General features: G+C 68.6%; 18 protein-coding genes. 9 read left to right on the top strand and 9 right to left on the bottom strand.

Features of this window, described 5'->3' with window-relative positions; translation table 11 throughout:
• Window positions 1-765, bottom strand: a complete 765-nt coding sequence (locus BM150_RS22725; protein ID WP_092929914.1) for a TetR/AcrR family transcriptional regulator — start codon at window positions 763-765, stop codon at window positions 1-3.
• Window positions 766-890: 125 nt separating this feature from the next.
• Here BM150_RS22725 and BM150_RS24595 point away from each other — a divergent pair, with 125 nt between their 5' ends.
• The 4 genes from BM150_RS24595 (at window position 891) to ptsP (ending at window position 6,098) form a co-directional block, all read left to right on the top strand.
• Window positions 891-1,283, top strand: coding sequence for a hypothetical protein (locus tag BM150_RS24595; RefSeq protein WP_217641880.1), 393 nt, complete (start codon window positions 891-893; stop codon window positions 1,281-1,283).
• Entirely contained in the window at window positions 1,228-3,042 is a 1,815-nt protein-coding gene (locus BM150_RS22720; RefSeq protein WP_245755689.1) for an MMPL family transporter, read from the top strand. Before BM150_RS24595 ends, BM150_RS22720 begins: the two co-directional genes overlap by 56 nt.
• A gap of 322 nt (window positions 3,043-3,364) precedes the next feature.
• A complete protein-coding gene (locus BM150_RS22715; RefSeq protein WP_342752610.1) occupies window positions 3,365-3,670 on the top strand; it encodes a glutaredoxin family protein in 306 nt (101 codons plus the stop codon).
• Window positions 3,671-4,460: 790 nt separating this feature from the next.
• Complete coding sequence (gene ptsP / locus BM150_RS22705) at window positions 4,461-6,098, top strand: phosphoenolpyruvate--protein phosphotransferase (RefSeq protein ID WP_092929908.1); 1,638 nt, start codon at window positions 4,461-4,463, stop codon at window positions 6,096-6,098.
• 49 nt (window positions 6,099-6,147) lie between these two features.
• On the opposite strand, the gene BM150_RS22700 is transcribed toward ptsP, so the two are convergent.
• Both BM150_RS22700 and macS read right to left on the bottom strand, forming a co-directional pair.
• On the bottom strand, window positions 6,148-6,825 hold the full coding sequence (locus BM150_RS22700; RefSeq protein ID WP_092929906.1) for a response regulator: 678 nt from the start codon (window positions 6,823-6,825) through the stop codon (window positions 6,148-6,150).
• Between the two features lie 11 nt (window positions 6,826-6,836).
• On the bottom strand, window positions 6,837-8,066 hold the full coding sequence (gene macS, locus BM150_RS22695) for a MacS family sensor histidine kinase (RefSeq protein ID WP_092929968.1): 1,230 nt from the start codon (window positions 8,064-8,066) through the stop codon (window positions 6,837-6,839).
• A 554-nt stretch (window positions 8,067-8,620) separates the two neighbouring features.
• On the opposite strand from macS, the gene BM150_RS22690 reads away from it, so the two are divergent.
• Window positions 8,621-9,817 carry a GGDEF domain-containing protein gene (locus BM150_RS22690; RefSeq protein ID WP_092929904.1) on the top strand — a complete coding sequence of 399 codons (1,197 nt, stop codon included), beginning with the start codon at window positions 8,621-8,623 and terminating at the stop codon, window positions 9,815-9,817.
• Window positions 9,818-10,229: 412 nt separating this feature from the next.
• Here the strand turns inward: BM150_RS22690 and BM150_RS22685 are convergent, their stop codons facing one another.
• The gene (locus BM150_RS22685) at window positions 10,230-11,381 is read right to left on the bottom strand and encodes an AI-2E family transporter (RefSeq protein WP_092929902.1); all 1,152 of its coding nucleotides are present in this window, start codon (window positions 11,379-11,381) and stop codon (window positions 10,230-10,232) included.
• Between the two features lie 870 nt (window positions 11,382-12,251).
• Here BM150_RS22685 and BM150_RS23905 point away from each other — a divergent pair.
• A complete protein-coding gene (locus BM150_RS23905; protein WP_139219631.1) occupies window positions 12,252-12,926 on the top strand; it encodes a hypothetical protein in 675 nt (224 codons plus the stop codon).
• Window positions 12,927-13,147: 221 nt separating this feature from the next.
• The gene (locus tag BM150_RS22675; protein ID WP_139219630.1) at window positions 13,148-14,605 is read left to right on the top strand and encodes a hypothetical protein; all 1,458 of its coding nucleotides are present in this window, start codon (window positions 13,148-13,150) and stop codon (window positions 14,603-14,605) included.
• Between the two features lie 187 nt (window positions 14,606-14,792).
• Here BM150_RS22675 and BM150_RS22670 read toward each other — a convergent pair whose 3' ends face one another.
• Window positions 14,793-16,184, bottom strand: a complete 1,392-nt coding sequence (locus tag BM150_RS22670; protein ID WP_092929966.1) for a glycosyltransferase 87 family protein — start codon at window positions 16,182-16,184, stop codon at window positions 14,793-14,795.
• 496 nt (window positions 16,185-16,680) lie between these two features.
• Between BM150_RS22670 and BM150_RS22665 the strand changes: the two genes are divergently transcribed.
• A complete protein-coding gene (locus BM150_RS22665) occupies window positions 16,681-17,532 on the top strand; it encodes a GGDEF domain-containing protein (RefSeq protein WP_092929896.1) in 852 nt (283 codons plus the stop codon).
• A 277-nt stretch (window positions 17,533-17,809) separates the two neighbouring features.
• On the opposite strand, the gene BM150_RS22660 is transcribed toward BM150_RS22665, so the two are convergent.
• Window positions 17,810-19,987: a putative bifunctional diguanylate cyclase/phosphodiesterase gene (locus BM150_RS22660; RefSeq protein WP_175496988.1), complete on the bottom strand. Its 2,178-nt coding sequence runs from the start codon at window positions 19,985-19,987 to the stop codon at window positions 17,810-17,812.
• A 358-nt stretch (window positions 19,988-20,345) separates the two neighbouring features.
• Between BM150_RS22660 and BM150_RS22655 the strand changes: the two genes are divergently transcribed.
• Window positions 20,346-21,164 carry a lysozyme gene (locus BM150_RS22655; protein ID WP_092929894.1) on the top strand — a complete coding sequence of 273 codons (819 nt, stop codon included), beginning with the start codon at window positions 20,346-20,348 and terminating at the stop codon, window positions 21,162-21,164.
• A gap of 182 nt (window positions 21,165-21,346) precedes the next feature.
• Here BM150_RS22655 and purL read toward each other — a convergent pair whose 3' ends face one another.
• Genes purL through purS form a run of 3 tightly spaced genes read right to left on the bottom strand, consistent with a single transcriptional unit; the run spans window position 21,347 to window position 24,599 of the window.
• Complete coding sequence (purL, locus tag BM150_RS22650; protein ID WP_092929892.1) at window positions 21,347-23,680, bottom strand: phosphoribosylformylglycinamidine synthase subunit PurL; 2,334 nt, start codon at window positions 23,678-23,680, stop codon at window positions 21,347-21,349.
• A complete protein-coding gene (gene purQ, locus BM150_RS22645; RefSeq protein WP_092929890.1) occupies window positions 23,677-24,363 on the bottom strand; it encodes a phosphoribosylformylglycinamidine synthase subunit PurQ in 687 nt (228 codons plus the stop codon). The genes purL and purQ overlap by 4 nt, the downstream gene beginning before the upstream one ends.
• Window positions 24,360-24,599 (bottom strand): phosphoribosylformylglycinamidine synthase subunit PurS, encoded by a 240-nt coding sequence (gene purS, locus BM150_RS22640; RefSeq protein WP_092929888.1) that lies wholly within the window; start codon window positions 24,597-24,599, stop codon window positions 24,360-24,362. Before purS ends, purQ begins: the two co-directional genes overlap by 4 nt.
• Between the last annotated feature and the right edge of the window lie 290 nt (window positions 24,600-24,889).

Here is a 24,889-nt window from a genome sequence, read left to right as displayed (position 1 = left end):
CTACCGGTACAGTCCGGCTTCCCTGCCGAGTTCCTCCAGCATCGACTCGAACAGCCGGTCGGCGTGGCTGACGTCGAAGGGGAATTTCTCGAAAACCTCCAGCGCGACCTGGCCGTAGAGCCTCGCCCACCAGCGCAGCAGCATGTAGACCGCCTCGGCGCTGAGCGCCTCCGGGGGCATTTCGATGCCGTGCGTGTTGAAGGCCGCCGCCAGGTCGCGCTGGCTGTCCGCGAGTCCGGCCCGCAGCTCTTCGGGAATCCGGGGTGGTGGCGAGTTGTTGGCTCCCTCCGCCATGAGCGGGCCGACCACGCCGAGGAAGACGCTGCCCAGCTCGTCGCTGCGCGTGGCTGGCACTGTCGTCGCCGTGGGGGCGGGTTCCCGAGCGTCGACACCGGCGTTCGCACCAGCGTTGCCGCCCGGGGTGGCGAACACCAACCCGAACTCCCGTGGATGTGTCAGCGCCCAGCTCCGGAAACCCCGGCAGACCGCGAACACCTTGCTCAGGTGGTCGTCCTCGATGCCGCGCATCGTCTCGCTCAGCTCCGCCGAGAGGTCGTCGCAGATGTCCTCGGAGAGCCGGTGGAGCAGGTCCTCGCGGGAGTCGTAGTAGCGGTACAGCGCGGGCGCGGTGATGCCGAGCTCACGTGCGATCGCGCGTAGCGTCACCGCTTCCTGTCCCTCGCGGACCAGCAGTTCGCGCGCGTGCCTGCGGATGTCGAGTTCCGTGGCAGCACGCAGCTGTTCACGTCGAGTGACTCCGTTCATGTGTCACTCCATCGGGTGCTCATCTCGGAGTTCATCGCTACAGTGGTGCGAAGTAAACGCCGTTAACTCGGGAATGGCCGGGTCGTAGCCACTGTACGGCCCCGACCGCGCAGCCGGAGGTCCGTGTGTTCGCTTCCTGGGGATCCCTCGCGTATCGGCGCAGGCTCCCGGTGCTGGTGACAGTGCTGTTGGTGGTCATTACGGGCGGGATCTGGGGTTTCGGGGTATTCGACCGATTATCCCAGGGCGGTTACGAGTCACCCGACAGCGAGGCGGCGGAGGCGCAGCGACGGGCCGAGCGGGTACTCGGCTCCAGCGGCGACGTGGTGGTGCTCTACAGCGTGGACCGGGGGACCGTTGACAACCCCGAACTGGGTGAACGAATCCGGAGCACGCTCGCCGACCTGCCCGACTCCGCCGTACGGGAGGTCAACTCCTACTGGAGTACCCCGGAACCCCGCACTGACCGATGCGGACCACACCACGGGGCTGGCCACGATCCGACTCGCGGGTGGTGAGGGGGACAAGACCGGCTCCTACGAGCGGATAGCCGATCGGCTCGACGTGGCCGGAGCGAGTACCGACGTCGCGGGGAGCGTCCCGCTGCAGGCGTCGATGAGCAGGCACTCCAAGCACGATCTGGCGATGGCCGAGGCCGTCTCACTCCCCGTGGTGCTGGTACTGCTGGTGATCATATTCGGTGGTCTCGTCGCTGCCGCCCTACCCGTGCTGGTCGGCGGTGCCGCCGTGCTCGGTTCGCTGGGGCTGCTGCGCCTGATCACGCTGTTCGCCGACGTCAACACCTTCGCGGTCAACGTGGCCAGCCTGCTCGGGCTGGGACTGGCGATCGACTACGGCCTGTTCGTGGTCGGTCGGTTCCGCGAGGAGCTCGCGGCGGGCAACTCCACCGGGGACGCCGTGCGCCGTAGCGTGGCGACCGCCGGACGTACCGTCGCGTTCTCCGCCACGCTGCTGGTGATCGCGTTGGGCAGCCTGTTGCTGTTCCCGCAGAGCTTCCTGCGCTCGCTGGCGTACGGCGGGATGTCCTCGGTGGCGTTGGCGGCGGTGATCTCGCTGACGGTGTTGCCCGCCGTGCTCGGCATGCTCGGTCCCCGGGTGGACAAGCTCGCGGTGCCCCGGCGCCGCCAACGCCGGACCGAGACCGACCCCGGGCGTGGCTGGTACCGGTTCGCCGACGCGGTGATGAGACGTCCGATGCTGACGGCGGTCCCGATCCTCGCCGTGCTGTTGCTGCTGGGAGCGCCGTTCCTGCGGACCGAGTTCGGCACCCCGGACGAGCGGATCCTGCCGAAGGACGATCCGGCCAGGCAGGGCATCGAGAGACTGCGGGCCGATTTTCCCTCCATGAGCAGTGACAACGTTCGAATCGTGCTGGACGGCGGCCGGAACGCGCCCACGCGGCAGCGGGTCGCCTCCTTCGGCGACGCCGTCGGTGGGGTTCCCGGTATCGGACGGGCGCGCGCCGCGGGCAGCCGGGACGGGGTCGTGGTGCTCAAGGCGGGGCTGGAGACGGAGACGTTCGGCCGGCGGGCGAACGACGCCATCGACGAGATCAGATCGTTGCCCCCGCCACCCGGCACCGAGGTACTGGTCGGCGGTACCACCGCGCTGAACCTGGACAGTCTGCGCGACACGGTGGAAACCCTGCCGTGGGTGGCGGTGCTGCTCGTCGGGGCGACGTTGGTGCTGATGTTCCTGGCGTTCGGTTCGGTACTGCTGCCGATCAAGGCCGTGGTGCTGAGCGTGCTCAGCCTCTCCGCGACCTTCGGGGTGCTCACCTGGATCTTCGTCGACGGACACGGCGCCGGACTGATCAACGTCACTCCCGCCCCCATGTCGATCGGCATCGTCGTGCTGATGGCCTCGGTGGTGTTCGGGCTGTCCACCGACTACGAGGTCTTCCTGCTCTCCAGGATGGTCGAGGCGCGCGCCCACGGTGCCGACACGCCCGAGGCGGTGCGCACCGGGCTGGCCAGGACCGGCCGGATGATCACAGCCGCCGCCCTGCTGCTGATAGTGGTCACCGGAGCCTTCGCGTTCTCCAGCGTCACGATGATGCGGTTCATCGGGGTGGGAATGATCGTGGCGCTGCTGTTGGACGCCACCGTGGTGCGAATGATCCTCGTACCCGCTTTGCTGCGGTCGCTGGGTGATGCGTCATGGTGGGCACCCGGAAAGCCGCGTCGGTCGCGGCGACGGGGCGACCGCTCCGAAGCGGAGGCCGGGAACGAAGCGGAACCGGAATCGGTGCGCTGATCGGAGTGTTCCAACGGTGGAGCAGGGCGTTCGGTGGTCGGAATCCGCCACCGGAGTCGGCTCGCGGTGCCGAGAAGCCCGAGTGAGCATCACGCCACGTCTCCGGTGATCTCGCGAGAGCGTGACGCGGGGAGCCCGAGGCGGTGCCGAAGAAGGACGACGAGTGAGCCGGAGGTGTCCGATGTCGTGGCGGCAGAACCCGAGTGATCCCGACGAGCGGGGCGTGCGATCTGGCGGTGAGGGACCGAACCACGCTGCCGCGGGGGAACACGCTGCTGACGGGGAGCACCGGCCGGACGGGGAAGCCGGGAAGGACGGCGAGGTGCTGGTCTACACCCGCCCGGGCTGCCCGTTCTGCATCTCGTTGCGCGCCGGGCTGCGCAGACACGGCGTGAGCTTCGAGGAGACCGACATCTGGCAGGACGAACGGGCGGCCGCCGCTGTCCGGGAGCTCGCCGACGGCAACGAGACGGTTCCCACCGTGGTGATCGGCTCCTGGTCGGCGGTCAACCCTTCCGCCGAGGCCGTGCGCGAGGCCGCGGCGACGCACGCTCCCGCCGCGCTACCGGAGAGCGAACCGGGCCTGGTGAACGGTGCGCTTCGGGCGTTGCGGTTGCGCGATTCCTGATCGCGGCTTCCGGGCCGAGGACCGGGGCCGGCCGTACGGGGGGCGTTACGACCGGCCCCGGCTGTTGCGATCGCCGATGGCGCGATATCGACGAGCTGCAACCATTCCAGTGTGACCCCGAGGAACCCGAGAACGGTGCGATTCCGCTCCCAATAACCCCCGAACGGGGGTGTGGTTAACGGGTGGATTCGGTTCGAAATACGCGAATCGTGCGAGAGAGCTCAGCCGGATCCGCCGGGGGAAGGGCGGACTCTCCGATGCCTTCCGTCCGCGTGGTGTCTGCGTAACCGTCCGGTGCGGTACGGGAGTCGGGTCACGAGTGTCAACCTGGTGTTCTTCGGTCCGGTGGTGACCGTGCTCCCGCCTTCCCGGCTCGACTGGTCAGCCGTGGTGGGCTCCGTGGCGGCCGCCCTCGGGACGGTTTCCGGGGGGACGAAGCTGGTGTCCACCGGTTCACCCAGCGAGAGCCGGAGAACCCGCCGGGCCGAGCCGGCGAGGTGTGCTCGGGAGTGTTCGACGGTTCGCGAGTGTGTCACGTTTCGTTGTGTCATGTCTCCAGCCTGCTGGTCAGTACGAGGGACAGGGATCCGTGCGGCTACTCATGAGTTACCTATTGTCGGCAGCCCGCTGGTTCGTTCGAGTGAAGTAAGTTCCCTCGCGCGCCGAGTTGTTCCTGTCCGGGCGAGTGGTCGCTGTTTCGTTCGAACGGGTTTCGTGTTCCCGTGAGCCCGTACGGCGTCGGGAGGCTCGGCGTCGCGGGAACAGCTAGCCGAAAGGTATGGTCTAGACCATGTTGCGATTGAGTGGTGTCGGCGTCAGCAACGGTCAGGCCGCCGGCCCGGTGGTCCGGGTCGCCGAGCCCCTGCCCGAACCCCCCGCCTCCCCCGCCGTGACGGATCCGGGAGCCGAGGCCGCGCGGATCTCACCCGCCGCCCAAGCCGTGGCCGACGGACTGTTCGCACGCGCCGCGGGTGTCGAGGGAGACGCCAAGGCCGTCCTGGAGACCACCGCCGCGATGGCGATGGATCCCTCGTTGAGCTCGCGTGCCGAGCAGCTCGTGAACCAGCGCGCGGTACCCGCGCCGCGGGCCGTGCTGGAGGCCGCCGACGAGTTCGCGGAGTCCCTGCGGGCCACCGGTGGCTACCTGGCCGAACGGGTGCGTGACGTGCACGACGTGCGGGACCGGATCATCGCCGAACTGCTCGGTGTGCGGCCTCCCGGCGTTCCCACCCTGCTGGAGCCCAGCGTGCTGCTCGCGCGGGACCTGGCGCCCGCGGACACCGCTGATCTCGATCCGGACCTCGTGCTGGCCCTGGTGACCGAGGAGGGCGGCCCCACCAGTCACACCGCGATTCTCGCCCGCTCGTTGGGAATCCCCGCCGTGGTGGCGGTGCGCGGACTGCTCGCCGGGACCTCCGCGATCGCTGCCGAGGTCGACGGCGACAGCGGCGCGGTCGGACTGTCGGAGGAGCGGGTCGAGGTCCGTGCCGCCGAACGGACCGACACGGTGAACTGGACCGGCAGCGGCGGCACCTCGGACGGAACTCGGGTCAAGATCCTCGCCAACGTGGGCGCGGCCGCGGACACGGCGGCAGCCGTCTCCGCGCGGGCCGAGGGAGTCGGGCTGTTCCGCACCGAGTTCTGCTACCTCGCGGCCGAGGACGAACCGGACGTCGCCACCCAGCGGGCGGCTTACGCGGAGGTGCTCGAACCGTTCGCCGGGAAACCCGTCGTGGTGCGCACGCTGGACGCGGGTGCCGACAAACCGTTGGGATTCCTGGAAACCGGTGCCGAGCCCAACCCGGCGCTGGGCGTGCGCGGGTTGCGGGTGGCGTTCGACCGGCCGGAGGTGCTCGACCGGCAGCTGGCCGCCATCGCGGCGGCCGCGGGGGACTCGGGCGCGGACGTCTCGGTGATGGCTCCCATGGTGGCCACCCCGGAGGAGGCCGCCTGGTTCTCCGAACGTGCCAGGACGGCCGGGATCGCCCGTGTCGGTGCGATGGTCGAGGTGCCCGCGGCGGCGTTGATCGCCGGAGAACTGCTCGAAGCGGTCGACTTCGTCAGCATCGGTACCAACGACCTGGCGCAGTACGTGTTCGCCGCCGATCGACAGCTCGGCGCGCTGGCGGGGCTGAACGACCCCTGGCAGCCCGCCCTGCTGCGGTTGATCGCGATGATCGGTCGTGCCGGGGTCGAGACGGGCAAGTCGGTCGGGGTCTGTGGTGAAGCGGCCGCAGATCCGCTGCTCGGCCGGGTGCTCGTGGGGCTGGGCGTGAGCAGTCTGTCCATGGTCGCCACGGCCGTTCCCGCCGTGGGATCGGCGGTTGCCGGTGTCTCGCTGCGAGCCTGTGAACGAGCCGCCGAGGCAGCGCTCGCCGCGTCGGACGCCGCCGGAGCCAAGGCGGCGGCGCGTGCGGCGTTCGAATGAACCCGGCCGACTCGTCGTGCGCACGAAGCTCCACCGGTTAGGGGAGGCTTCAATCCGGTGGAGCCTCGCCCTCCTGGTCGAGCCCGTGCTCGATCGCGTAGCGGGCGAGTTCCACCCGGTTGTGCAGTTGCAGCTTGCGCAGTGTGGACTGCACGTGGTTCTCGACCGTGCGGTGCGAGATCACCAGCTTGTTCGCGATCTGGCGTGCGGTCAGCCCCTTGGCGACCTGCCGCAGCACGTCCGTTTCCCGCTCGGTCAGCCGCGGCGGGTCCGGGTCCGAGTCGTCCGGGGTGACCGCCATCCGCCGGTACTCACCGAGCACCAGGCCCGCCAGACCGGCGGTGAACACCGCGTCTCCCACCGAGGTGCGTCGTACCGCGTCCACCAGCTCGTCCACGGAGGCCGACTTGACCAGGTACCCCGAGGCCCCTGCCTTGACGGCCTCCAGCACGTCGGCGTGCTCGCCACTGGCCGAGAGCACCAGGACCCTGGTTCCGGGGATCTCCTGGGTGATCTGGCGGGTCGCCTCCACCCCGGAGGTGTCGCCCAGATTGAGGTCCATCAGCACCACGTCCGGGTGCACGGTCCGTGAGATGCGCAGTGCCGAGACCGCGTCGCCGGTGGTGGCGCTGATGCGGAATCCCCGTTCGGTGAGGTCCCGCGCCACTCCGTCTCGCCAGATCGGGTGGTCGTCGACCACCATCACCGAAATCTCCGACCCCGTCATGTTCTCGCTCCTCAGTAATTCCCGCGTTCCCGTCCACCACTGTGCACGGTCCGGTCCCGCGAATCGGTGCGAGTGAGATGGATTTCCCACTCGGTTCCCTCACCGAGCGAGGTGTCCAACGTGACAGTCCCACCGAGACTCTCCACCCGACCGCGGATCGACTGCGCGACTCCCATCCTGCCCGCGGCGGCCGCTTCCTCCAGCCTGCCTTCCGGAATACCTGGACCGTTGTCCCGAACGCTGAGCACGATCTCGGAGCCCAGATCCTCCAGCAGGATCCAGGCGTGTGCCTCCGGTCCCGCGTGCTCCGCGACGTTCTGGAGGGCCTCGCCGGTGACCGAGCACAGGGCGGTGATCGTTTCCGCCGGCAGCGTGACCTCGGTGGCGGGGACCGAGACGTTGACCCCCGTGCCCTCGAACGCTCGGAGGCGCGCGGCCAGGTCCGTGCTCGTCCCGCCGCGTTCGGCCGGGCCGGTGGAGACCAGGGTGCGTAGGGCCGTCTCCTGCTCACCGGCCATGGTGGCCAGTTCGGCGGCTTCGCCGCCGAGCTCACCACCCCGGCGTCGCACTCGTGCCAGCACCTGGAGCACGCTGTCGTGGATGTCGCGTGCCAACCGCTCGCGTTCGGCCGTGGCCGCCTCGGCGCGCAGTGCTCTGGCCAGCCGTCGGGTGGAATGCTTGGCCGTTTCCGAGGCGAGCCCCAGCAGCAGTCCGATCACCAGGTGCAGCGCCGTGTCCATCCACATGTTGGAGTCGATGTAACCGCGCATGGCGAAATTGGCCGCCGCCGCGGCCGCGCCGCTCACGAACCCTCCCGGCATGCCGCACCGTACCGCCGCGGCGGTGACCATCGAGGCGTGCCACATGGTGACCACGGTCGGCAGCCCCTGTTCCAGCTGGTGCTCGGTGAGTACGAAGTAGCAGAGCCCGAACAGTCCCGTCGTGACGAACTGGTCCAGCAGCACCAGCCGTTTCGTGCGTCCCGACGGTTTGCTGTAGCGCCAGATGGTGAACGCGGTCCAGGCCACCATCGATGCCATGATCGCGGACCCCAGCACCGGTTCGCGGTAGTCGGGCAGCATGACCAGGAACCACGCGAAGGCGTAGATCAGGGTCATCACGCGTAGTCCGTTGTGCGCCCGCCAGAGCGGGATGCGACCGTCCGGGACCGCTTCCAGCTGTCCGTTCCGGTTCGTCGTGGTGTGTGGGGATTCGCCTGTCGTCGTGAGTGTTCGCCACATTCTCGGCCACAGGGTTCGGTTTCGGTGTCCGTCCGTGCTGTCGCTGGTCGTGCTGCCCACTCTTCGGCGTTCCTTTCCGGCGAACTTGCCAGGGCCATACGTATCGACGAGCGCGCCGGGCTCCTCGTTCCAGCCTTCGCGGAGCTCGCTCCAGGACCTTCGCGACCGTTTTCGCCCCGCGCCGCGACTCTCCTCCGCACGCGTGACGTGCGAACCAGCCAAGTATGAATCTTATTCGTCTTAGTGCGGGACGGGCGAACCGATTATCGATCGCACGGAACGGCGTGCTTCCCGCGGCCACGACGGGCCCGTCCCACACCGAGGCCCGCTTCCGGGGCGACAACGACGTTCCGAACGGGCTCCCGACGACCGCTGTCGGCAGCGTCATCGGACCGATGGGTTCACCGAACGGAACCAGTCGATCACCTCGAACATCCAACGGGAAACGGGGTTCCGCGTGTGAACGACGCTTCGGACCGAACGCGACACAGGGTGTGGCTTCGAGCCCGACCGGATCTGTGCGAGGCTCCCGGCAGGGGAGGAGTGAGAACTTCATGGGGTACTGGCCATTGTGGAGGCTCAGGCCCGCGGCGCTGGTCTACGTACTCGTGGTGCAGGTCGTGGCCGTGTCGTTGGTGTTCGCGGTCATCCTGACCACCGCTCCTCCGACGTCCGACACGTTGCACCGCTTCGGGCTGCTCGCGTTCACCGCCGGCGTCGTGATCGTCGGCACCTCGTTGTCCATCCAGCTGCGCGACGAGGTGCGCCGGGATCCCTGGACGATCCACATCTGCTATCTCGTCACCGGCATGCTCACACTGCCGCCGAATCTGCTCGTGCTGTTGTTGCTGGGTCCCGCTCTGCACGGGGTGCTCGACGTGCGCGGCGAGTCGTACCGGTGGATGTTCGTCACCGCCGCCACCGTTTCGGCCACGTTCGCGGCCCGCGCGGTTGTCGGATGGCACGAGCCGCGGTGGAACCCCCTGCTGCTGGTCGCCGGTTCGGCCACCCTGCTGCTGCTTCGGGCCGCGATCGTGGCGGTCGGGCTCCGACTGCGCAGACCACGGGCGACCAGGGCCGAGTTCCTGGGGGATCCGATCGATGTCCTGCTCGGCATCGTCGCCGCCACCCTCGGCATCCTGCTGGCGGTGGCGATGGAGTTTCACCCGGCCAGCGCGTTGCTCGCCGCACCACCGATGGCGTTGCTGGACATGGCCGGTCAACTACCGCAGTGGCGGCGCTCGGCGCAGCGGGACGGCAAGACCGGACTCGTCAACGCGGTCCACTGGGACAAACTGGCACGCGCGGAGTTGGGCAGGGCGAGCTCCCGGCAGCAGCGGGCCGCGATCCTGCTGCTCGATCTCGATCACTTCAAGCGCGTCAACGACGAGCTCGGACACCTGGCGGGAGACGCCGCGCTGGCCTCGATGGCGTTGATGCTGCGCGACAGTGTCCGCAAGGGGGACCTGGTGGGGCGCTTCGGCGGCGAGGAGTTCGTCGTGCTGTTACCCGACGCCGACATCTCAGCCGCTTGCGAGATCGCCTACCGCATCCGGAGCTCCACCGCCTCGCTGTCCGTACCCGCCCGGGACACGCGAGGAGTACATCGTGAACTCGACGATCTCACCGTCAGCATCGGTGTGGCCGCCACCGAGCGGTTGGGCTACGAGCTGGAGGACCTGCTGGTGGCCGCCGACGCGGCCCTCCTCACCGCCAAAGCGGGCGGGCGCAACGCCGTCAGCCTCGCGTGAGCGTTCTCCCCTCGCCCGTTGCGTGGCGGTACGGGTGGTGGAACCTCCGGCACGGCTCTCGCTGCGGGTGCCCCGACATCGGGTAGCGATCTACACAACGTCGGGGCCGTCCTCGCGAGAGCCGCACCGGAGAACCCGCGGCGGTGCCGATTGCTTGCATGATTGGGGTTCGGCCTGCGGAAGTGGTCGGGGGTGGGCACCGGCGTACCTCGCCCAGCGGCGCGGCGATTTCGCGAGAAATCTACGCCCACGGGGCCACACCGCCGCACCGGGCGTCGATTTCCCACGAAATCGCGGGGCGGTGGGGCGGTACGGTGCTTGAAACCCCACCACCCGGTCGGCGCCGCCGCACCAGAGGTTCCGCCACACGAACCGCTACGGCGATCGAGCTACGGTAACCCTGATTTCCGAATCATTCGGGTGCGGGCTCCTCGTTATCGCTTTCGGGGTGTTCCCGGCCGCTTTCCACGGTGGCGGTGGCCGGTTCCGCCTGCCCATCGCCCTCGTAAAGCGCGCGGACGGCGGAGTTGAGCACCGCCAGCACCGGTACGGCCAGCAGCGTGCCGATGATGCCCGCCACTATGGCTCCCACGCTGATCACCAGCACCACGGCGAGCGGGTGCAGCCGCACCGCGCGGCCTATCAGCAGTGGCTGCAGCACGTTGCCCTCGAGCTGCTGCACGCCGAGCACCACCCCGAGCGTCAGCAGCGCGGCGATCGGCCCCTCGGCCACCAGGGCGACGAGTATCGCGACCGCTCCGGACGCCACGGCACCGACGATCGGGATGAACGCCGCGAGGAACACCAGCGCCGCCAGCGGCACCACCAGCGGTACACCTATTATGGCCAGCCCGATCCCGATGCCCAACGCGTCCCCGACGGCCACCAGGCCGGTCGCCCGGATGTACCCGATCAGCGAGTCGAATCCCCGTGTCCCCGCCAGATCGAGCCGGGAGCGCAACGGCTCCGGCATCGGCCCCAGCAGGAACAGCCAGATCCGCCTGCCGTCGTGCAGGAAGAAGATCAGGGTGAACAGCATCAGCAGCATCCCGGTCAGGAAGCTGCCGAAGGTGGTGGCCGTGGCCAGCGCTCCGCTGGTGATTCGCTGCTGGTTGTTCTGCAGCCAGTTCCCGGCCTGATCCACGTATCTGTTGATCTGCGCCTCACCGAGGTGCAGCGGACCGGTGGCCGCCCACTCCCTGATGGTGTCCAGGCTGGCCGTCAGTTGCCGTTGCAGGTCGGGCAGACCCGCGATGAACGCGTTGATGACGAAGGTGAGGATGCCGCCCACGGCGGCGAGTCCGCCGACCAGCACGACCGCGGTGGCCAGTCCGCGCGGTACGCGCAGCCTGGTCAGCGCCGCCACGGCCGGAGCCAGCAGCGCGGACAGCAGCAGCGCGATGGCCACCGGGATGACGACCACGGACAGCCTGCCCACCAGCCAGCCGAGGGCGTACAGCATGCCGAGGATGACCAACACCCGCCAGCTGAGGGCTGCCGTTGTCCGTATCGCGACCGGAACCCTGGCGGCTTCGTCCGAATCCGTGACCTTGAAGGCGCTCACACCGCAACCGTATACGCACGTGGTGGATCACGGTGGTGACTCACGGCTCCGGTTGTGCCGTGTCCGGTTCGGGACGTGCGCGGAACATCGGTCTGTCACACGATGTGACGAACCGAGCGCTGAATGAATGCGAACGGGGGGATGTCTTTGGAAGAGTGATCGTCGGCAATCCGCTGGGCGTGCTCCGGTCCGGTTGTCCGTCGGCTCGACGGGACGTTGTTCCTCGACCGGCTTGGCGACGGACCGCACGCGAGGATCGGCCGGTGTTCGACCGCCTTTCCTCGCCCGGGCTCGTCGTGGCGGGAATGTCGTCCCGAGGAGGCTGCGGAGTTCATGTTCGATGGCGAGCAGTGTGTGACGGCCGACCGCCAACGGCGGTGGCTGTCCCGTGCGCTGGTCGCTGTCGGGGGAACCGTGGCCGGTGTCTCCGCTGCCTGGCTCTTCGGATCCGCGCAGGCCGTGGCGGTCGAGAAACCTTCCGAGGACGGTACGCTCCGACAGGTCGGGGCGCTGATCCGGCACATCGACGACCACTCTCCCGACTCGGGAACGGATGGTTCCCAGCCGCACGGCCGCTACGACGCCCGGCGGGCCGACTCTCGCGCGGAGTCGGACACGGGACGATCGGGTCCGGTGTCGACACTCCCCCGGGCGCTGGGGATCGAAGCTTCCGCTCGAACGACCACGGTGGATCCGGTCGACGGTGCCGCCGGGAGTGGTACAGCTACCCGAGTAGCCGGGAAACCGGTTGAGGCCGACCGAATCCAGGCCACTCGATCCCAGGTTGATCGAGTTCGGACCGTCCCGGACGTTTCCGCCGAATCGAACGGCGGAAAGGTGAGCGGAGAAGAAAGCGGTCCACTCCGGAACGTGCTGGACCGCGACGGGCTCCGGGGAACCACCGAGCGGCTGTCCGACTCCGTTTCCGACGGACTGCGCACCGCGCGACGTGAGGTCGATCCGTTGCTGCATCCCGTCGAACGAGTGGCGGGCACCGTGATTTCCGGGACAACGGGCGAGGAATCGCTCACCGGAGCGGTCGAGTCGGGTCTGGGGCGACTGCACGACTCGCTACGCGAAACGGTCTCCGGGGAAACGCCGGGCGATCTCCCGGAGGAAGTGCCCGGAGGCATCGGTACGGCGGTACTGCCGGACGATGGTGCGTCCGCCACACGTCCTGACAACACCCCCGACGAGACCGGGTCGAACGACTCCGGCGCGTCCGGTTCCGAATCCGACTCCCGGGAAGCGGCGGCACTCGCCGCGATCGACCGGAACATCGCTTGGCTGAACCACGAATCGCGCTCCGAACGCGACGGTTCGTCAACGGAGAATCGTGGCGGGAAACTTCCTTTCCCGTCCGGTAACTGCGGCTGCGGCACGGATGTCAACACCTCCGGCGGCGGCTCGCACGGCGGCTACGGTCTCGGGGACTCGCTTCCCGTTTCGCGGTTCGCCGTCCCCTCGTTCGGCGCCATAACGCGCGCCAATGTTTACGACCCCGCGAGCCCCGAGGGCCCGCAACCGGGTACCACTCCCGACTGATTCTCGGTCCGCCGTGGCGGACCGCCTCGGGCCGGTTCGAGTGATTTCCACTCACCGTCACACCCGAGCAGTGTTTTTCGCCCTCCGCGACTTCGACCCCGAGTGTTACCGGAACCGGAATCCCGGCTCGCTCGATCGGGTCATTCAGCAATCGCAGTTCTCACAAAGCTTGCGTGCAGGGGCACTCCTGTATCGCGGGAAAGGAATCGGAGGAGAGTTCCATGCAGACTTGGGCAAGGCGAGGCGTGCAAGCAGCGCTGGTGACCGGCGGAATGCTCGCGGCCGGGACCGGCGTAGCCGCGGCGTCCGGGAACTGCCCGGACCGTCCCACCTCACCGCTCGGTGACCCGCTGACTCCCGCGGAAGCGGCCGGAGACGGCACTCCCAGCCGCAGTGGGCTGTGCTTCGCCGGTGAGTTGTTCCCGGAGGACGGCAAGGATCCGCTCCGGGACACGGTCGCCAACGCCACTGCCGACACCCTCGTCGGCGTCATCGAACCCATACGCGACGTCCCACCCGAGGTCGACAACGAGCGCACCCAGCGGATCCCGCGCATCACCGATGCGCCGGAGCCCGATGTGGAACGGACCGTCGAGCGGACCGCCCAGCAGACCGCCCAGCAGCACTGGATCCCGCCTCGTGCGGAATCGACGGAGCGTCTGCCGGTCGAACCTCCCCGTTCGGGGCCGTCCACCGGGCTGCCCGAGCTGTCCTGGCGCACGGATGTGGCACGTTCCGCTCCGCTCGGAACCACCGACCGTGTCGAGGCTCAGCCCAGGGAACGCTCCCGGGGTAGGCACGCGGCCCAGGAGACCAAGCCGGCGGACGGCTTCCACCGCTCGTTGAGCTGGTCCGGGCCGATCGGCGGGGTCGTCGACACGCTCGTCGACGCCCGGAAGCGAGTCGATGCTCAGCCGCACGTCGACGAGAGCACCACCGAGACGCTGCCCCTCGCACTGGTCACACCGCACACCGATCCGGCCGTGGCTCCCGAACTGGCCGCCCCACGCGGCGAGGGAATCGTCCAGGCCGGTCCGGCCGCGCGGTCGCGCAACTCGCCGGGGCTGCTGCTCACCGATTCGATCGATCTCACCTCGTCCGGGCTGGACACCGGGCCGGATCTGCGCGCGGTACCGCGTGAGCTGCTGCGCTCGGCGCTGTCGGCGAGTTCCGGCGTCGAGCGCCCCGCTGAGGACGCTGAGCCGCTCCGGCTGCCGAACGAGGCACATCAGCGAGCCGAGCAGGTCCCCACCCTTGTGGCGCCGGAACTCCTGGTCGCCACTCCGGATTCGACGAACGGTCCGGACGGTGCCGAGCTCGTCGAGCCGCTGGGCGAGTTCAACGCCTTCGACGGCAACGTCGAGACCGGCGGCTTCTCCCGCATCGCACGCGAGTTGAGCATCGAGGCCACCACCGTCATCCCGGCGTACGAAGCCGAGGAGGACGAGGTGTTCTTCAGTGAGCGTCCCGAGCTCTCGCGCGTGGTGGTGCGGGAGCTGGACGAGCTGGCCGCCGCGATGCCGGAACGTCAGCAGGTGGCTTCCAACCCGTTCCGCGAGCGGCCCACCGCCCGTGGTGCCGCCCCGGCGACGATGATGGCGCTGCCGCTGCTCGACGGGCACACCTATCCGCTGCCCGCTCTGGATGCCGACGGTATGCCGAAGGTCGGTGCCGTGTGAGCGTCATGGCGGGGTCGCCGCACGCGTACGACCGGGACTGACCACCCCGGAAGTACGCGTCCTGCCGCCCCCGCGGAGCCGCTTGGCGATTGTCGGTAGCCGCGGGGCGGCGTTATCGGGGCCGGGGAGCTGGGAACTCCCCGGCCCCGATCGTCGTCTCGGACCCGGTTGCCGCCGCGGCGACGATTCAACCGCCGTATCCGTCCGGCGCGGTCGATCTCGCGCTCCCCGCGGGGTCGGAGTCATCGGGAGCCGACCGTTGACCGGGATTCGCCTGACCGGGATTCGCCTGACCGGGATCCGCCTGACCGGGATCCGCCGCCGCGGAAACCGGTGTCCTCGCTTCGGAACTCGAGTACCGGCCTTTCCAGCCGAGAAACGCGTGGTAGACCAGGAAACCGACTCCCAGGTACACATAGGCGTTGCCGATCAGGTGTTCGAAGAAGTTCCACGTGAGCTCCTTGCCGTCACCCTGCGGAACCAGCCAGTGCGGACCGATCAGGTAGAGCTCCACCGCGAGACCCAGCGAGACGAGCAGTGGCCAGTCGCGCCGCGTGTACCCACGTCCGAACAGCAGCACCAGCCCCGGCACTATCCAGACCCAGTGGTGCGACCAGGAGATCGGCGAGATCAGCAGGCCGAACACCGCGTTGATCACCAGCGCTGTCGAGTAGTCCCGGCGCTGTCCGTCCCGGGCGCGCAGTGCCGACAGCATCCCGAACACCGCCAAGCCCGCCATCAGCAGGATCAGTACCCCGAGACAGACGCTCAACCAGGGTTCCGGCACGGTGAGCTTGCTCAGCAGCGAGCGCAGCGAGACGTTGCCCGCGTAGATCGAGGCATCGCCCGTGAACTGCGGTCCGAACGAGACGTCGCTGCTGGCGAACACCTCGCGCGACCAGAACTCACGCGCGTCGTCGAACGCGAGCAGGAAACCGAGTGCCACGGTCGCCAGGAAGGTCAGCACCGTGGTCATGATCGCGCGCGGGTCCCGGCGCAGCAGGAAGAACAGCAGGAACACGGCGGGTGTGAGCTTGAGTCCCGCCGCGATGCCGAGCAGTAGTCCCCTGGGGTACGGCAGCTTGCGGTGCCCGTCCGCCCGCCACAGGCAGTCGACGGCCACCAGCGCCATGAGCACCAGGTTGATCTGCGCGTAGGTGAGGGTTTCCCTTACCGGTTCTGCGAGGGTGGCCAATGGCAGCACCGCGGCGGTCACCAGCAGGACGGTTCGTCGGTTCGACGGGGAGAAGTCGGCCGTTCGAAGGATCACGTACAGCGTGGTCAGCAGGGCGACGTGACTGACGAACATGATCAGCGCGACGGCGACCGTCTTGGAGACCAGTGCCAGCGGTGTGAACGCGACAGCCGCGAACGGTGGGTAGATGAACGGGAGCCGCAGCCCCACTTCGGTGGGCGGGAGGTCGTGATAGATCGGTTGCCCGTTCAACCACGCCTGCGCTCCGAGTCGGTACACCTCGCCGTCGATGTGCGCGTGCGGGTCGATGGCCGAGACGAGGATCACCGCGAGGAACTCGCACAGTGCGATTACGCAGAGTATCTTTCGGTGTTCGTACACCATGCTGACAAGTGATCCCCGTTCGGGGAATTGTGTTGTCGGCCGCACACTGCCACCGTCCTGTTGGTCCTGCTGGTTCGTCGGGCGGTCCGAGAACCGCGTCCGTTCCCGCTCGGCTTCCGGGGACTCCGAGCCGTCGAGTGCCCGTGTCGCGGGGTCCGCCACGCGCGACGGAGCCCGTGGCACGGGTCGGTGAGCCGGACGACTCCATCGGCGGGCCGATCGTTCGGGAGGGAACGCGTTCCCGGACAGCAGTCGAGACGTCAACCAGAGTAGGAGGTCGGGGCGCGACGCCGGAGGACCGCCACGGTTCATCTCGACGTCGCCGAACCGTCGCGAAAACATCACCTCGGGTTTCCGGGGTTCGACAGTGCTCACGTTGTGTTAGTGACTCAACGAAAAAACACCATGACGTGTGGTGTCGGAACCCTTGAATTCGATCCCGCTACGAGGGGAGGCTCAAATTCACTGCTCCATCTGGTGGGGAGGGTAGCTCCGAATGAGTGTTGTCTATGCCACTGGCGTATCCCAGTTCACCGGGGTGTGGGATGAACTCATCATGAGTCTGACCGCCGGATTCATGCTCACCGACGAGCGGGGTCAGGTGTTGGCCACGAACGACGCCGCCGCGGATCTGCTGCGGCTGGATCGCACGGATCTGCTCACCGGTTCGCGCCCGGCGGACTGGGCGATGCGGGACAGTACCGGAGCGCGACTGCCCGACTGGACCGATCTGACCAGCCAGGTGCTGCGTACCGGCACCCGGATGTCCACGCCCGTCGTGATCACCCGGGAGGGCAAGCCGAGTGGACACCTCTGGATGGACTACCAGCCCACCCGCACCTGTTCGCAACAGCGGGTGTTGATGTTCCTCCAACCGGTGGATTCCGACGTGTCGCACTCCCGTGGAATGACGGATCCGTTGACGGGCCTGCCGGGGCGGGTGCTGCTGCTGGACAGGCTCGACCAGGCACTGGCGCGGGCCCGTTGTCGTACCACCCTGACCACGTTGGTGCTCGTGGACGTCCGCAGGCTCGAACAGTTCAACGTCGACCACGGCTTCGCCCAGGGGGACGAGCTGTTGACCATGATCGCGGGGAGGCTGCGGCAGAGCGTCGCCGACGAGCACACCGTGGCCCGCTTCGGTGGTGACGAGTTCGCGTTGGTCGTGGAACATCCCAGCGGGACCGGGGACGAGATCGCGGAGGGTGCCCGCAGCGCGGTGGTCCGCCCCATGCGGCTGCAGCGCAGACAGGTCCGACCGAGCGTTCGGGTCTCCTGGGTCACGAGTGACGGCAACGCCTCGGTGCATTCGGTGATCAGCCGTGCGGAGCGGCAGTTGAAGGACTGACGTCTCCCGCTGGGCCGACTTCGGCCCGCGGCCGTCGCGAGTCGGCACGGCGTATCCGCCGCGGCCGGCTCCCGGCGGCGGCCACGTCCGGCCGTCCACGACAGGGCCGGCGGCGTGGTCCGGGAGCTCGGTTCCGGGGACTCACCCGACAACCTCGGGACAGCTCGGCCGACGCGGGGGAAGCGGGCCGCACCGGTGGCGTCCTCGGGACGAGTCGACGTCACTCGGGTGTTCCGGAGTCACTCGGACGCTCCGGTCTCACCCGGACGCTCCGGCGTCACCGGTGCTGTTCGGCGGTCAGCAGTTCCCGTACCGCGTCCGGGGCGCCCGGTTTCGCGAAGAGCCAGCCCTGCCCGGTTTCACAGCCGATCTCGCTCATCCGCTTGGCCTGGGCGCGGGTTTCGACGCCCTCGGCGGTCACGGTCAGCCCCAGGGTGTGCGCCAGGTCGACCAGGGTGCTCACGATCCGGGCATCCACCGGATCGATGCACTCGCTGTCGGCCAGCCCCTCCATGAACGAACCGGCGATCTTGAGTTCGTGCACGGGCAGGTGCCGTAGATAGGCCAGGTTGGAGTAGCCGGTGCCGAAGTCGTCGATCGCGATGCGCACTCCCATCCGGGACAGGGTGCGCAGGGCCTCGAGCGGTTCGTCGGCGGTGCCCATGATCGCGCTCTCGGTCAGCTCCAGCTGTAGTTTGGCCGGGTCCAGACCGGTCCGGTCGAGAATCTCGGCGACGTCGGAGACGAGGTTGGGGTCCCGGGACTGCCGCACGGCCAGGTTCACGCTCATGAAGGGCGCGTCCCGCCCGAACTCGTCCTGCCAGGCCTTCGCCTGCTCGCACGCCTTGCGGAGCACCCAGCGCCCCAACGGGACGATCATGCCGGTCTCCTCGGCGAGGCCGATGAACCGGTCGGGGCCGAGCCTGCCCAGCTCGGGGTGCCACCACCGCACCAGCGCCTCCACACCGGAGACGGTGTACTCGCCGAGCTCCACCAGCGGCTGGTAGTCGACGTAGAACTCCTCGCGTTCCAGCGCCGCCGGCATGGCGGCCGAGAGCCGGAACTGCGCGACCTCGTTCGCGTTGCGTTCGGTGTCGAACAGCGCCCACTGGTTCTTGCCCTCGGCCTTGGCCCAGTACAGCGTGACGTCCGCGTCGCGCATCAGTTCGGCGGGTGTCTGTCCCGCCGTGGATCGCTCCAGAATCCCGATGCTGGCCGAGACCGCGAGCTCCTGGTTGCCGACCCGCATCGGGGAAACCAGGGTTTCCAGCACGTGGTTGGCCACTTCGATGGCCTGCTCCGTGCCCTGCGATCCCTGGATGAGGATCACGAACTCGTCCCCGCCCATCCGCGCGACGAGCCGGTCCTCGCCCCGCACGGCCTCGTCGAGGCGCTGTGCCACGGTCACCAGCAGGTCGTCACCCACGTGATGTCCGAGACTGTCGTTGATGACCTTGAAGCCGTCCAGATCCATGTAGCACAGCGCCACCCGGTCGGTTCGCTTCGTGCTCTCGGAGTCCTCGCGCAGCGCCTCGGTGAGCCGGTCCAGGAAGAGGGCACGGTTGGGCAGGCCGGTCAGCGGGTCGTGCAGGGCCTGGTGCCGCAGTCGGTCCTGCAGCATCTTGCGGTCGGTGACGTCCTCCATCATCGCGACCTGGTAGAGCGGCAGGCCGTCCTCGCCGCGTACCAGCGACACGATCAGCTCGGTCCACGACTTGCTTCCGTCCGGACGGGTGAAGCGTTTCTCGACCCGGTACTGCTCGCGTTCGCCGCGGACGAGTTCCTCGTAGACCCGCCAGACGGTGTCGTTGTCCTCGGGGTCGACCAGGTCGTAGACCATCAGGCCGCGCAGCTCCTCGGAGGTGCGTCCCAGGATCCGCCGCAACGAGGCGTTGGCCTCCATGATCCGTCCCTCAGTGTCGGCGATCCCGATACCGATGGCGGCTTCGGCGAAGATCGCCCGGAACCTGGCCTCGCTGGTGCGCAGCGCCTGCTCGACGGAGTCGCGCGCGTCCAGCACGGCCTGGCGGATGGCTTCCTGCTCGTCCAGGGTCCGCTTGCGGGCCGCCTGCATGAATCCCGCCGAGATCGCGGACTGTATCGCCGAGACGCGCGTTCGCATCTCGGGGCTCTCCGCGATGCCGAACGCGGGGAGCATGTGCTCCCCGACGTTCTCGATCGTTCTCGCGAGGGAGTCGGCGCCGGTGAAGTGCACGGACACCAGTTCGGAACCGATCTCGCGAGCGGCGTCGGTGTTCTGCGGTTCGCTCAGCAACGCTTCGGCCAGCCGGTCGGTGTAGCCCTCCAGCAGCTCTTCCACTTCCGCGCCGGTCATCGGCACGTAACTGGTCCCCACGAGCGCCCGGCTCCAGGCGGCGGCGAAGTCCCGTTTGCGCTGTCCGTCCACACCCGTCACCTCGTGAGCGCTTGAAACAGGCGCTGTCCAGCCGGTCATGCCCGCGGCGCCCTCCGCTTCTCGTAGTCGCCCGCGCAAAGTACGTGGGGAGCATACGGCCGATGCCACCCGTCGGTCGAACGCGGAACCTGTTGCCGACCAGGGTAGCTAGCCGCTGTGAATTGGCGGGAAGTGCTGACAAAGATCGAATCGGCTGATCATGTCACTCGAACGGGTCGAGTTTCGCGAAACGCGCGTTGTCCGATTTGCCTCATTGTGGTGAAAAGGTAACACGATATCTAGTGGTGCGGTGGAACGATCGCAGTCTTTCACGCACGACCGGAATTCCACAACGGCGGTTACCCGTGGGGACCGACGCCACGCCCCCGGGCCGCTGGACGAGCACGAGGGGACAATCATGCACCGTTCGAGGGGACGCGGTCGCGCCCGAGCGCTGACCGTTGCCTTATCAGCGTTGTTCGGCACGGTAATGCTGCTGGGCACCTCCGCACAGGCCGTGAACGACTCGTCGCCGGCACAGCAGCGGGCGGGCCACGACATGGGCTCGCAGATCCGCGAACACGAGGGCGGTGATCCGTCCGCCGATCCCGCCACGGCACGCAATCCCTCGGTCAAGGGGATGGACGTGAGTGGACACCAGAACTGGGTCAACTGGCGACACTGGTGGAACAAGGGAATGCGGTTCGCCTACGTCAAGGCCACCGAGGGGACCGGCTACACCAGTCCGGACTTCAATCACCAGTACACCGGCTCGTACAAGGTCGGAATGATCCGGGGTGCCTACCACTTCGCACTGCCCGACCGTTCCGGTGGAGCCGCCCAGGCGCGCTACTTCGTCGCCAACGGCGGTGGCTGGTCCGCCGACGGCAAAACCCTGCCCGGCGCGTTGGACATCGAGTACAACCCGTACGGCCCCACCTGCTACGGCAAGAGCAAGGCGGCCATGACCGACTGGATCCGGGACTTCAGCGACACCTATCGGAAACTGACCGGCAGATATCCCACCATCTACACCAGCACCAGCTGGTGGAACAAGTGCGTGGCCTCGGACTTCGGCGACACCAATCCCCTGTGGGTCGCGCGCTACAACGACTACATCGGCCCGCTGCCACACGGCTGGGGGTTCCACACCTTCTGGCAGTACACCTCGTCCCCGTTGGACAAGAACCTGTTCAACGGTTCCTACGACCAGCTCGAGCGGCTGGCTCGCGGGTGAGCCGGATTTCTCGCGGGACGGCACCGCTCGTCGCTTGAGGGCAACCACCAGGACCGAGCGCGTCACCGTGCGACGCCGACTCACGTACCGAAACCCGACCACGGGAACGACTCCCGCTACGAGTTCCGGGAGGTGGGTGCCGCCGACAGGCGTCGGTGTCGACGGCACTCACCCGGAAACGATCAGCCGAACAGTCGGGGAAGCGTGCCTTCCCACGCCTCCCGCAGTTCCGACAGCGGGATGTCGCCGACGCCCTGGATCTCCAGCGCCCGCGACTCGTCGTCCACCACGCCGATCTTCGAGCACGGCAGACCACGCGCCGAGCAGAGCTCGGTGAACTTCAGTTCCGCACCGCGCGGCACCGACACCGCGACCCGACCCGCCGACTCGGCGAACAGCCAAACGAACGGGTCCGCCTCCTCCGGCAGCACGATCCGCGCCCCGGTCTCACCGATCAGCGACATCTCCACCAGCGCCTGGGCCAGTCCGCCCTCGGAGAGATCGTGCGCGGCCGAGATCAGTCCGTCCCGCGAACCGATCCCCAGCACGTCGGCGAGCAGCCGTTCCCGTGCCAGATCCACTCGCGGCGGGGTGCCGCCGAGGTGGCCGTGCACCACCCGGCTCCACTCGGAACCGCCGAACTCCTCGCGGGTGTCTCCCAACAGCAGCAGCGACTCGCCCGGCGCCGCTCCGATACCGGTGGGGATCCGGGCGGTCACGTCGTCGATGACCCCGAGCACCCCGGCGACCGGTGTCGGCAGGATCGGGTCGCCACCGGTCTGGTTGTAGAAGCTCACGTTGCCGCCGGTGACCGGGATGCCGAGTTCGGCGGCCGCGTCGGCGAGCCCCCGCACGGACTGCTGGAACTGCCACATCACGCCGGGGTCCTCGGCAGACCCGAAGTTGAGGCAGTTGGTGACCGCCACCGGCTTGGAGCCCGTGACCGCGACGTTGCGGTATGCCTCTGCCAGCGCCAGACGCGCACCCTCGTAGGGATCGAGCCTGGTGTAGCGGGCGTTGCAGTCGGTTGCCACGGCGATGCCGCGGTCGGTCTCCTCGTCCACCCGCAGCACGCCCCCGTCGGAGGGCTGCGCCAGCACGGTGTTGCCTCGCACGTAGTGGTCGTACTGGCCGGTCACCCACTCCCGGGAGCACAGGTTGGGCGAGGCCGCCATCCGCAGCACGGTCTCGCGCAGCTCGGCCGCCGTGGCCGGGCGCGACAGGGTGTTCGCGTCGTCCGCGGCGATCAGGTCCTGTTCCGCGGGGCGCCGCACCGGGCGCTGATAGACCGGTCCCTCGTCGGCCACGGTCCGGGGCGGGACGTCGACCACGCACTCGCCCCGCCAGTCGATCCGCAGGTGCTCCTCGTCGGTCACCTCGCCGATGACCGTCGCCGTCACGTCCCACTTGCGGCAGACCGCCATGAAGGAGTCCACGTCCTCGGGGCGGACGATCGCGCACATCCGCTCCTGCGACTCGCTGGACAGGATCTCGGCCGGGTTCATCCCCTCGGCCCGCAGCGGCACCGTGTCCAGATCGATCCGCATGCCGCCGTCACCGGCCGCCGCCAGCTCGGAGGTGGCGCAGGAGAGCCCGGCACCGCCGAGATCCTGGACCCCCACGACCAGGTCCGAGCCGTAGAGCTCCAGGCAGCACTCGATGAGCACCTTCTCGGTGAAGGGATCGCCCACCTGCACACTGGGCAGCTTCTTGCGGCCGCTGCCGGTCTCGTCACCGCTGAAGGTCTCCGAGGCCAGCACCGAGACACCGCCGATGCCGTCCAGCCCGGTTCGGGCACCGAACAGGATCACCTTGTTGCCCGTCCCGGTGGCGTGTGCCAGCTGCAGCTCGTCGGACTTGAGCACACCGACGCACATCGCGTTGACCAGCGGATTCCGTGCGTAGGACTCGTCGAAGACCACCTCGCCGCCGATGTTGGGCAGCCCGAGGCAGTTGCCGTAGCCACCGACTCCCTCCACCACACCGGGCAGTACGCGGCGGGTGTCGGCGGCGTCGGCCGGACCGAACCGCAGCGGGTCGGCCACCGCCACGGGACGCGCGCCCATCGCCATGATGTCGCGCACGATGCCCCCGACACCGGTGGCCGCGCCCTGGTAGGGCTCCACATACGAGGGGTGGTTGTGGCTTTCCACCTTGAAGGTGACCGCCCAGCCGTCGCCGATGTCGACGACTCCCGCGTTCTCACCGATGCCCGCCAGCATCTTGGCGCGCATCTCGTCGGTGGTGGTCTCGCCGAAGTACTTCAGGTGCGTCTTGGAGGACTTGTAGGAGCAGTGCTCGCTCCACATCACCGAGTACATCGCCAGCTCGGCCTCGGTGGGACGCCTCCCGAGGATCTCGCGGATGCGCTCGTACTCGTCGTCGGCGAGGCCGAGCTCGCGGTACGGCTGGTCGAGTTCGGGGGTCCGCGCGGCGTGCTCGACGCTGTCCACCGGTTCGGCGCCGTTCGGCGTGGCCGGGTCCTGCGTCGCGGCTTCGCGGGTGGGGTCGGTCATGCTGCCACCAGGGTGTCGAGGGCGGACAGGAACATGCCGAGGCCGTCGTCGGTGGGCCCCGTGAGTGGATCGACCGCGTGCTCGGGGTGGGGCATCAGCCCGGCCACCCTGCCGCGTTCGTCGGTGATTCCGGCGATGTCGCGTCGCGAGCCGTTCGGGTTGCCGTCCACGTAGCGGAACAGCACCCGGCCGTCGCCCTCCAGGCGGTCCAGCACCGGGTCCTCGGCCACGTAGCGGCCCTCGCCGTGCTTGATCGGGATCAGCAGCTCGGCACCGGGTTCGTAGCGGGTGGTCCAGGTGCTGGTGTTGTTGTCCACGCGCAGCCACTGGTCGCGGCAGACGTAGTGCAGCCCCGAGTTGCGGGTCAGCACGCCGGGCAGCAGCCCGGCCTCGCACAACACCTGGAACCCGTTGCACACCCCGAGCACCGGCATGCCCTGCCCGGCCGCGCGCACCACCTCGGTCATGACCGGCGCGAACTTGGCGATGGCGCCGCAACGCAGGTAGTCGCCGTAACTGAACCCGCCGGGGACGATCACGGCGTCCACTCCGTGCAGGTCGGCGTCACCGTGCCACAGCCCCACGTCCGAGGCACCCGCCCGGCGCACCGCGCGGCGGGCGTCGCCGTCGTCCAGCGAGCCCGGGAAGGTGATGACCCCGATCCTGGCCCCGGCGGCGCTCACGATTCCACCCGGCGCACGGCCCAGTCCTCGATCACGGGGTTGGCCAGGAAGTTCTCCGCGATTCGGGCGAGCGTGTCGTCGTCGACACCGTCGTCGACCTCCAGCTCGAACCGCTTCCCCTGACGGACTTCCGAGATCCCCTCGAATCCCTGCCGGGGCAGCGCGTTGGCAACCGCCTGTCCCTGCGGATCGAGGATCTCCTGCTTCGGCATTACGTCGACAACGACTCGGGCCACGGGCGTCGCTCCGGAAACTGTGCGGATCCGTCCCGCTACCGCGGGCGCGGATGGTCGGCGTTACGAGCAAAGCGTAACTGACCTGCGAGTTCCCTCACGGGCGGCCGGGTGCCACGTGGGAGCTGGATCACTCCTTCACGAGCGGGTGGGCCCGCAGGGCCGCACCGTTCGCCTCGGACGGGAAGCCTCGTCCTCGTATCGGCGATTCGGTGAAAACGGCCACAGAGCCACAGGAGCATTGCTAGTTTGCATGTCGATCGACTTCACGAGAGGAGCACCGATTGACCGAT

Origin of the sequence: Actinopolyspora alba (assembly GCF_900112765.1) — a bacterium.
GTDB classification, from domain to species: Bacteria; Actinomycetota; Actinomycetes; order Mycobacteriales; family Pseudonocardiaceae; genus Actinopolyspora; species Actinopolyspora alba.
Note: the sequence above shows the minus strand (reverse complement) of the source record. Positions and strands in the feature narration are given on the sequence as shown.

Coding starts and splice junctions, on each gene's coding strand:
- BM150_RS22700 (WP_092929906.1), bottom strand. CDS start 6,825: ATGACGGGGTCGGAGATTTCGGTGATGGTGGTCGACGACCACCCGATC.
- BM150_RS22660 (WP_175496988.1), bottom strand. CDS start 19,987: ATGACCGGCTGGACAGCGCCTGTTTCAAGCGCTCACGAGGTGACGGGT.
- purL (WP_092929892.1), bottom strand. CDS start 23,680: ATGACCGACCCCACCCGCGAAGCCGCGACGCAGGACCCGGCCACGCCG.
- ptsP (WP_092929908.1), top strand. CDS start 4,461: ATGTTGCGATTGAGTGGTGTCGGCGTCAGCAACGGTCAGGCCGCCGGC.
- macS (WP_092929968.1), bottom strand. CDS start 8,066: ATGTGGCGAACACTCACGACGACAGGCGAATCCCCACACACCACGACG.
- BM150_RS22725 (WP_092929914.1), bottom strand. CDS start 765: ATGAACGGAGTCACTCGACGTGAACAGCTGCGTGCTGCCACGGAACTC.
- BM150_RS22665 (WP_092929896.1), top strand. CDS start 16,681: ATGAGTGTTGTCTATGCCACTGGCGTATCCCAGTTCACCGGGGTGTGG.
- BM150_RS22675 (WP_139219630.1), top strand. CDS start 13,148: ATGCAGACTTGGGCAAGGCGAGGCGTGCAAGCAGCGCTGGTGACCGGC.
- BM150_RS22655 (WP_092929894.1), top strand. CDS start 20,346: ATGCACCGTTCGAGGGGACGCGGTCGCGCCCGAGCGCTGACCGTTGCC.
- BM150_RS22670 (WP_092929966.1), bottom strand. CDS start 16,184: ATGGTGTACGAACACCGAAAGATACTCTGCGTAATCGCACTGTGCGAG.
- BM150_RS22690 (WP_092929904.1), top strand. CDS start 8,621: ATGGGGTACTGGCCATTGTGGAGGCTCAGGCCCGCGGCGCTGGTCTAC.